Source organism: Methanospirillum hungatei, from assembly GCF_020216685.1.
Taxonomy (GTDB): Archaea; Halobacteriota; Methanomicrobia; order Methanomicrobiales; family Methanospirillaceae; genus Methanospirillum; species Methanospirillum hungatei_B.
This window is the reverse complement of record NZ_JAIWNS010000279.1, coordinates 1-3,817: the sequence shown is the minus strand read 5'-3', so window position 1 is coordinate 3,817 and position 3,817 is coordinate 1. Positions and strand designations below refer to the sequence as shown.

At 41.3% G+C, this 3,817-nt stretch carries 7 protein-coding genes; 1 reads left to right on the top strand and 6 read right to left on the bottom strand.

Annotated features, from left to right (window positions below; translation table 11 throughout):
- Positions 1 to 23: 23 nt before the first annotated feature.
- Positions 24 to 482 carry a hypothetical protein gene (locus tag LDL35_RS14915; protein ID WP_304023923.1) on the top strand — a complete coding sequence of 153 codons (459 nt, stop codon included), beginning with the start codon at positions 24 to 26 and terminating at the stop codon, positions 480 to 482.
- 6 nt (positions 483 to 488) lie between these two features.
- On the opposite strand, the gene LDL35_RS14910 is transcribed toward LDL35_RS14915, so the two are convergent.
- The 6 genes from LDL35_RS14910 to LDL35_RS14885 all read right to left on the bottom strand — a co-directional run bounded on the left by LDL35_RS14910 (position 489) and on the right by LDL35_RS14885 (position 3,688).
- Complete coding sequence (locus LDL35_RS14910; RefSeq protein ID WP_304023920.1) at positions 489 to 944, bottom strand: putative zinc-binding protein; 456 nt, start codon at positions 942 to 944, stop codon at positions 489 to 491.
- On the bottom strand, positions 944 to 1,183 hold the full coding sequence (locus LDL35_RS14905) for a thioredoxin family protein (RefSeq protein WP_304023914.1): 240 nt from the start codon (positions 1,181 to 1,183) through the stop codon (positions 944 to 946). Before LDL35_RS14905 ends, LDL35_RS14910 begins: the two co-directional genes overlap by 1 nt.
- A gap of 40 nt (positions 1,184 to 1,223) precedes the next feature.
- Positions 1,224 to 1,496 carry a hypothetical protein gene (locus LDL35_RS14900; protein ID WP_304023908.1) on the bottom strand — a complete coding sequence of 91 codons (273 nt, stop codon included), beginning with the start codon at positions 1,494 to 1,496 and terminating at the stop codon, positions 1,224 to 1,226.
- A complete protein-coding gene (locus tag LDL35_RS14895) occupies positions 1,496 to 2,566 on the bottom strand; it encodes a permease (RefSeq protein WP_304023906.1) in 1,071 nt (356 codons plus the stop codon). Before LDL35_RS14895 ends, LDL35_RS14900 begins: the two co-directional genes overlap by 1 nt.
- A gap of 27 nt (positions 2,567 to 2,593) precedes the next feature.
- A complete protein-coding gene (locus LDL35_RS14890; protein WP_304023903.1) occupies positions 2,594 to 2,758 on the bottom strand; it encodes a hypothetical protein in 165 nt (54 codons plus the stop codon).
- Between the two features lie 321 nt (positions 2,759 to 3,079).
- Positions 3,080 to 3,688, bottom strand: a complete 609-nt coding sequence (locus LDL35_RS14885) for a TetR/AcrR family transcriptional regulator (RefSeq protein ID WP_304023901.1) — start codon at positions 3,686 to 3,688, stop codon at positions 3,080 to 3,082.
- Positions 3,689 to 3,817 lie beyond the last annotated feature (129 nt).

Here is a 3,817-nt window from a genome sequence, read left to right as displayed (position 1 = left end):
ATTGAATGGTTACAGGTATGCGTATGAAAAAAACTGAACGCGGATTGTACAGTCCGATATTTCTCGTCCCTTTGGTAATTCTCATGCTCATCCCGGCGTGCATGGGAGCGATATTTCAAAAAGACGGGACTGAAATCACAAGAGATGAAGTTTCGGAACTATTTTCACATGATACAATTTTACATGAAAATTCTCCCATCCAGATACAGTTCTTTTATGGTTCCGGTTGTGGCAGCTGTAAAGATGCACTTTTGTTCCTTCAATCATATGGACGGAAAAATCCTTCTGTCCTGATCGAATACCGAAATCTTGTATATAATGAAGAGAACCGTCAATTATTTACTGAATATAAGAACCGGTTTAATTATTCGAAAATATCTTATCCTGCCCTGTTTATCGGAGATATCGGAATAACAGGAAGTAGTGATATTATTCATGGAACTGATAAAGTAATAAAAGGATATCAGAATATAAATGGATAAAAAAGATCAGGAGCAATTGCCTCCGCAACCACACCCGCCGGAAGAGGTCTTCTTTTCTGATTCTGACCCCATTATCTTTCCTTCTCCTTTCCATGCTGCAGAGGCGATTGCTTCAACTTCATCAGGAGAAAAAGAACGGTCACCACTCTTCTTTTCAATTCCAAGATCGGTGATCACCAGGTGCTGGTGAACCGGGACTTTGGCCTGCTCCACGATCTTTTTTGCACAATGCATTCCACACCCGTCAATGGCGACAACTTCCTGCACTCCTCTTGCACGTTCAGCCAGAGACTCAGATCCTGACGCCAGCAGGGCAGTACAGACAAAACTGCCATATCCCTCGTCAGATAACTGAATAGCAGCCTGATTTGATATCTGTCCGGTATTTGCCTGTCCAGAGCAGGGGAAGATCAATCGGTTTTTTTCATTACTTCCACACGTGCACGGAGCCTTCTCTGCCATTATGAATTCTCCTGAATTATTTCCATGATCTCATTAACCGTCGGAACACGGCCCGCAACAACCTCTTCGCCATCCAGGAACAGAGACGGAGTCATCATCACACCTCTGCTCACAATCTCCTCCAGTGCTTCAACTTTCACGATTTCTGCCTGAATACCTGATTTTTTTACCGCTTCAGTCACATTGTCATACATACGTTTGCATTTCGTACAGCCGGTTCCTAACACTTCAAGTTTCATATTTCACCTTTATTTGAAATAGCTTTGTTGTATAAGAATATCATCTTTTTTTCAGAGCGAGCAATCTCTTATACTCCGCTACAATCGCTTTTGCATACATCTCCTCAGCACCTTTGGAGATGTAATTGTACACTTTCACCTTCTTCAGAAGGGTCTCCTTGATCTGCTGCTCGGATGTGAGATTCATCTCCTTTACTTCAGCGATTATCTCATCCAGCATGGTGATACCGGTTGGGATCCCGTTTACCAGGATCATCTTCACCCTCCGGAGTGCATCTGCCGGACAGCAGGGTTTATCGAACGCCATTCTCATCAGAGCCCGCTGTTCCCGAATACGAATCCGGCGAGGGTTGAGAATACCACGACCAGGACAGCGTATACTCCGGTCTTCTTTGCTCCCATAACCCGGGTGAGAACCATAAGACTTGGAAGACTAATCGATGGACCGGTTAATAGGAGAGCGAGAGCCGGTCCTTTCGCCATATTCCCGGAAAGGTACCCAAGGGTCGTCCCGATAACCGGCACTTCAAGTAACGTTGGCATGTAGAGGATTGCACCGATGATGGCTGCAATAAAGTTCGAGAGGAGAGAATTATCACCAATATATGGCCTAAAGGTCTCAGGAGGGATAAAGTAGGAGAGTACCCCGAGAGCAAAGGTTCCAATCACGAGGATGGGAAAGATCTTCTTGGTCAGATCCCATATCTCATATCCCCACTCGGTCACCTCATCCCTGCTGAAATAGTAAATGAGCAGGAATGCAACCGCCATAGAGAGGAAGTAGACGATCAGGAGCCGGATAAAGACGTAGAGTTGTGAAGTTCCAACCAGGAGGATTGCAATCAGGAAGATAAAAAATGCAAGTACAACCCATTTAGGTCGTTCTTCACCTCTGGAAGAAACCCGGGGATTCTTTATTGCATTTGCACGGACTTCATTATCATGCTCCTTAAAGATCGTAGCCATGATAAGACCGATGATTATCGAAAGAATAATTGCAGAGACTGCACGTGCAATTCCGATGTCAAGACCAAGGACCTTTGCAGAATACACGATGGCAAGGATATTAATCGCCGGACCAGCATAGAGGAACGTAATCGCCGGACCAATGCCACTCCCCTTTTTGAGAATTCCTGCAAACATCGGGAGAATCGTACAGCTACAGACTGCAAGAACGGTTCCTGATATAGAAGCAATACCATAACTGACTGACTTGTTTGCATCCGGGCTGAAGTATTTGAGAATGGCATCTTTTTTTACAAATGCTGCAATTGCTCCGGCGATAAAGAATGCAGGAATCAGACATGTAACGACGTGCTCAGTAAGATACGCAACGAGGGTTGTCCATCCCAGAAGTAACGCTCCGGTGAGAATATCTATCATGTGTGTCACTGGTTATCCATTATTTGTTCAATTTGTTCTTTCTGATGACCGCAGCAGCAGGGACAGCATCCCCCCCCGCATGATCATTCTTCGCATGATACACATCATGATAAGCATGATAACAGCACAGATAATTCCTATTCCAATAAGGAAATAGAGAGGAGATCCAAGGAATGGCATTATAAATGGCATAATTAATTCATCTCAACCTTGTCTGATCGTAGATCAGAGTGTTTCAATATTTATTGAAGTGGATCCTAAAAGTATATAAAAATGAGTGTCTTAAAAAAATTGGAATATCTGTATGAAACATTGATGAGTAATCAGAGGATTCTCCCTCTAAATAGAATATTCATACGATCTATCAATTTATGATACAACTTACAGAGTGAATTTGTTCTTTATGGGATTGTAATTTAGTAACCAACCTTGTAAAAAAAATCGCAAATTTAAATATACGTATATCTTTTTAGTTACCTTAACCACGTAATTCATATTGAAGAAGGATTTATATTACTTTTTTTCTAGACCATCATTTCCCTTTTTATTTAACAATAGTTGTATTCCATCAAGCCAAAGATCCTTGATCTCATCCTGACACAACCAGACCAGTTCTAAATTCTGCAAACCCGAATAGAGAGCTACCATGAGCAATGCCAGTTTATGGGATTCCATCTGATTTTCCTTTGGATTCTGTTTTTGTTCTTTTTTGACAGCATCCTCGAAGGTGGTGACTAAACTTGAATAATAATCACGTGTTGAACGTCTAAGATCAAGATTCCTTACAGCTATAGCAAACATTTCAAAAAAGATAGCACGTTGCCGATAATCATTGAGAGAAAATTTCTCAAATATCTGTAAAAACATCTCTTCTATCGGTCTATTATAAAACAAATCAAAATTAACACGTTCAAATTCACTCTGAAATTTTTTCAAAACGGCTGTTATCAATTCATCTTTCGTTTTAAAGTACCAATAAACAGCTCCTTTGGTTACTCCTATCTTTTGTGCCACGTGCTCAAAGGTTAATTGATCACATCCCCGTTCGGCAATTACTTCCATAGCCGCCTCAATAATTCGCCGCTTTGCCTCTTCTTTATATTCGGGGACAACTTTTGGCATTTCTTCTTGAAGTTATTTGTTTTGAAGAGAGAAAAACCATAGCAATGATCGTTAGCATACCGGAAGAATTAATACATACCAAATGGTATGTATATTGTGTCTAAGTATGTTTCTTAACTATATCTACTA

Excerpts from the sequence above, each read along its gene's own strand:
- LDL35_RS14915 (WP_304023923.1), top strand. The coding sequence starts at position 24 with ATGAAAAAAACTGAACGCGGATTGTACAGTCCGATATTTCTCGTCCCT.
- LDL35_RS14910 (WP_304023920.1), bottom strand. The coding sequence starts at position 944 with ATGGCAGAGAAGGCTCCGTGCACGTGTGGAAGTAATGAAAAAAACCGA.
- LDL35_RS14905 (WP_304023914.1), bottom strand. The coding sequence starts at position 1,183 with ATGAAACTTGAAGTGTTAGGAACCGGCTGTACGAAATGCAAACGTATG.
- LDL35_RS14900 (WP_304023908.1), bottom strand. The coding sequence starts at position 1,496 with ATGAGAATGGCGTTCGATAAACCCTGCTGTCCGGCAGATGCACTCCGG.
- LDL35_RS14895 (WP_304023906.1), bottom strand. The coding sequence starts at position 2,566 with ATGATAGATATTCTCACCGGAGCGTTACTTCTGGGATGGACAACCCTC.
- LDL35_RS14890 (WP_304023903.1), bottom strand. The coding sequence starts at position 2,758 with ATGCCATTTATAATGCCATTCCTTGGATCTCCTCTCTATTTCCTTATT.
- LDL35_RS14885 (WP_304023901.1), bottom strand. The coding sequence starts at position 3,688 with ATGCCAAAAGTTGTCCCCGAATATAAAGAAGAGGCAAAGCGGCGAATT.